This window comes from Bradyrhizobium sp. STM 3809, assembly GCF_000239795.1.
In the GTDB taxonomy this organism is placed as follows: Bacteria; Pseudomonadota; Alphaproteobacteria; order Rhizobiales; family Xanthobacteraceae; genus Bradyrhizobium.
On record NZ_CAFJ01000708.1, the window covers coordinates 1 to 3,089 of the forward strand.

The window sequence follows — 3,089 nt, forward strand, 5'->3', positions numbered from 1 at the left end:
ACGATCGTGACGACGCGTTCGTCCCTCTGCTCGAGGCGGGTTGGACATAACTAAGCATGATTTCTGAAAAAACGCAATAGCGGATTTCGATATTCCGCATGAAGATCACCGCGTCCTCAGCGCTGGCTGGACTGGGCAGCCCCCCCGGCAGCACGGCGGGAGCATTGCTGGGCTGGCCGCCGTGCCAGACCAGCGGCTCACATCCAATTGACCGGTTGTGATCAATCCAGAGCCGGGCCCCCGGCTTGATTCATCCAATCGCGTTCGATTAGTTAGCCGCAACCAACAGAACGGCGGAAACACAAACGCTTCACGATCTCCCAAGGTGCTGCACAAGGCTTCGTCGCACGATGTGCTCTTCCGGATGACGACTCCCCCCATCGCACAGGTCGCGGCGCTCTGAACCGCCGCGCTCGGCCAGTTCGACCTCTCAGCTTTGCACGCCGACGACCCCGGTCCGGTCGGCCAGATCCTCTCTGCTGCATCCGACGCGCCCGCCGCCGGTGATCGATCCTGCATGCCAATCAGGATCCGACACGGCGACGGCCAAACTCAGGAGCCAAGCCTTCCATGATCTCCGCCGAACGCCTGACCCGCCAATACGGGTCATTCACTGCCGTCGACGACGTCTCCTTTGAGGTCGGCGACGGCGAGATCGTCGGCCTGCTCGGGCACAACGGCGCTGGCAAGACCACGATCATGAAAATGCTGACCGGCTATCTCGAGCCGACCGCCGGCACAGCGACCATTCATGGCCATGACATCGCCAAGCAGCGCCGGCAGGCGCAGGCGCTGATCGGCTACCTGCCGGAGAACTGCCCGCTCTATCCGGAGATGACGGTGGTCGAATTCCTCGACTACGCTGCAGAACTGAGGGGAATCCCGCCGGGCACCCGAGCGCAGGCACTGCGCGATGCCATCGCGGCCACGGGCCTTGCGGAAAAGGCCACCGCACCGATCGCGAGCCTGTCGCGCGGCTACCGGCAGCGGACCGGCGTCGCGCAGGCGATCCTGCACAAGCCGAAGATCGTGATCCTCGACGAGCCGACCAACGGCCTCGACCCGTCGCAGATCGCCCAGATGCGCGGACTGATCAGGGATCTCGCAAAGACCGCCACGGTGATCCTGTCGACCCACATCCTGCAGGAGGTGCGCGCCGTGTGCGAGCGCGTGCTGGTGATCAACCGCGGCCGGTTGGCGCTCGACACCCGCATGAGCGACCTCGGCGGCCCCGGCCGGCTGCGTCTTGTCACCAGCGGGCCGCCGGAACTGGTCGAGCCGCTGGTCGCGGGTCTCGGCCTGGTGAAGAGCGTGGAGCGGCTGACGGCTGCCGAGCCGGGCCATGCCTATGCCCTCAACCTGAATGGCCATGCGGCCAGCGCCGTGGCTCCGGCCGTCGCCCGCGTGATCACCGACAACAAGCTCGACCTGTTCGCCCTTCATCCAGAACAGCGCGATCTCGAAACCCTGTTCGCCGACATCACCGGCGCCGGCGCACCGACGCGGGAGGCCCAGCATGCATAACGTTCTTCGTATCGCCCGGAAGGAGTTGGCCGTCTTCTTCGCCTCGCCCGCGGCGTTCATCTTCATGGCCGCGTTCCTCGCCGTCACCCTGTTCCTGTTCTTCTGGGTCGACCGCTTCTTCGCCCGCAACATCGCCGACGTGCGACCGCTGTTCGAATGGATGCCGGTGCTGATGATCTTCATCGTGTCGGCCATCACGATGCGAATGTGGAGCGAGGAACGGCGCGCCGGCACGCTGGAGTTCCTGCTGACCTCGCCGGTCGCGCCGCTGCAGCTGGTGCTTGGCAAGTTCCTCGCCTGCCTCGCGCTGGTCGCGATCGCGCTTGCGTTGACGCTGCCGCTCCCGATCACGGTCTCCCTGATCGGCAGGCTCGACTGGGGCCCGGTGGCCGGCGGCTATCTCGCCGCACTGGCCCTCGCCTCCGCCTACATCTCGATCGGCCTGTTCGTCAGCGCCCGCTCCGACAACCAGGTGATCAGCCTGATCGTCTCGACCCTGATCTGCGGCGCGTTCTATCTGCTCGGCTCCAACACGCTGACCTCGCTCACCGGCAACGAAGGCGGCGAGCTGCTGCGCCAGCTCGGCGCCGGCTCTCGCTTCGAGTCGATCGCCCGCGGCGTCATCGACCTGCGCGATCTCTATTATTATCTCAGCATCTTCGGCGTGTTCCTGGTGCTCAATCTCTATGTGCTGGAAAGCCTGCGCTGGTCGTCGCAGGGCCGCGCGCCGCAGCATCGGCGCTGGCGCATGGTGGCCGCGCTCACGGTGGCCAATCTCGTCGCCGTCAATCTGTGGCTCGGCCAGCTCCCCGCCGCGCGGGCCGACCTCACCGCCGGACACATCTACTCGATCTCGGACGAGACCCGGAGCTATCTGGGCCAGTTGCAGGAGCCGCTGCTGATCCGCGGCTATTTCAGCGCCCAGACCCACCCGCTGCTGGCGCCGCTGGTGCCGCGGCTGCGCGATCTTCTGAAGGAGTACGAGATCGCAGGACAAGGCAAGGTCCGGGTCGAGTTCATCGATCCGATGCAGAATGCAGCGCTCGAGACCGAGGCCAACAAGCAGTACGGCATCCAGCCGGTACCGTTCCAGACCTCGAGCAAGTATCAGGCGTCGGTGACCAACTCCTACTTCAACATTCTCGTGAAATATGGCGACGAATACACGACGCTCGGCTTCCGTGACCTCATCGAGGTCAAGGAGCGCGGTGACGGCGACAGCGAGCTCGACGTGAACCTGCGCAATCCCGAATACACGATCACCCGCGCGATCAAGAAGGTGCTGAACGGCTATCGCGGCTCCGGCGACGTGCTGGCCGGCCTGCCGCAGCCGGTGACGCTGGAGGCCTATGTCTCGGCCAAGAACCTGCCCGAGCCGCTCGCCAAGCTGAAGACCGCGCTGCAGGAACTGATCAAGGACTACCAGAGCAAGACTCCGGGCAAGCTCGACGCGAAGATCGTCGATCCCGACGCGGATGGCGGCCAGATCGCCAAGACCCTGCAGGACGATTACGGACTGGAGCCGCTCTCCGTTGGCCTGCTCAATCCGAAGCGATTCTGGTTCC

Annotated in this window: 2 protein-coding genes; both read left to right on the forward strand. The window is 65.0% G+C overall.

Translation table 11 applies throughout. The features are described from left to right. The first annotated feature begins 570 nt into the window (after positions 1 to 570). Positions 571 to 1,524 carry an ABC transporter ATP-binding protein gene (locus tag BRAS3809_RS30875; protein ID WP_008965941.1) on the forward strand — a complete coding sequence of 318 codons (954 nt, stop codon included), beginning with the start codon at positions 571 to 573 and terminating at the stop codon, positions 1,522 to 1,524. Then, positions 1,517 to 3,089, forward strand: a 1,573-nt coding sequence (locus tag BRAS3809_RS30880) for a DUF7088 domain-containing protein (RefSeq protein ID WP_035659599.1), incomplete at its 3' end; no start/stop codon positions are given. The genes BRAS3809_RS30875 and BRAS3809_RS30880, both read left to right, overlap by 8 nt.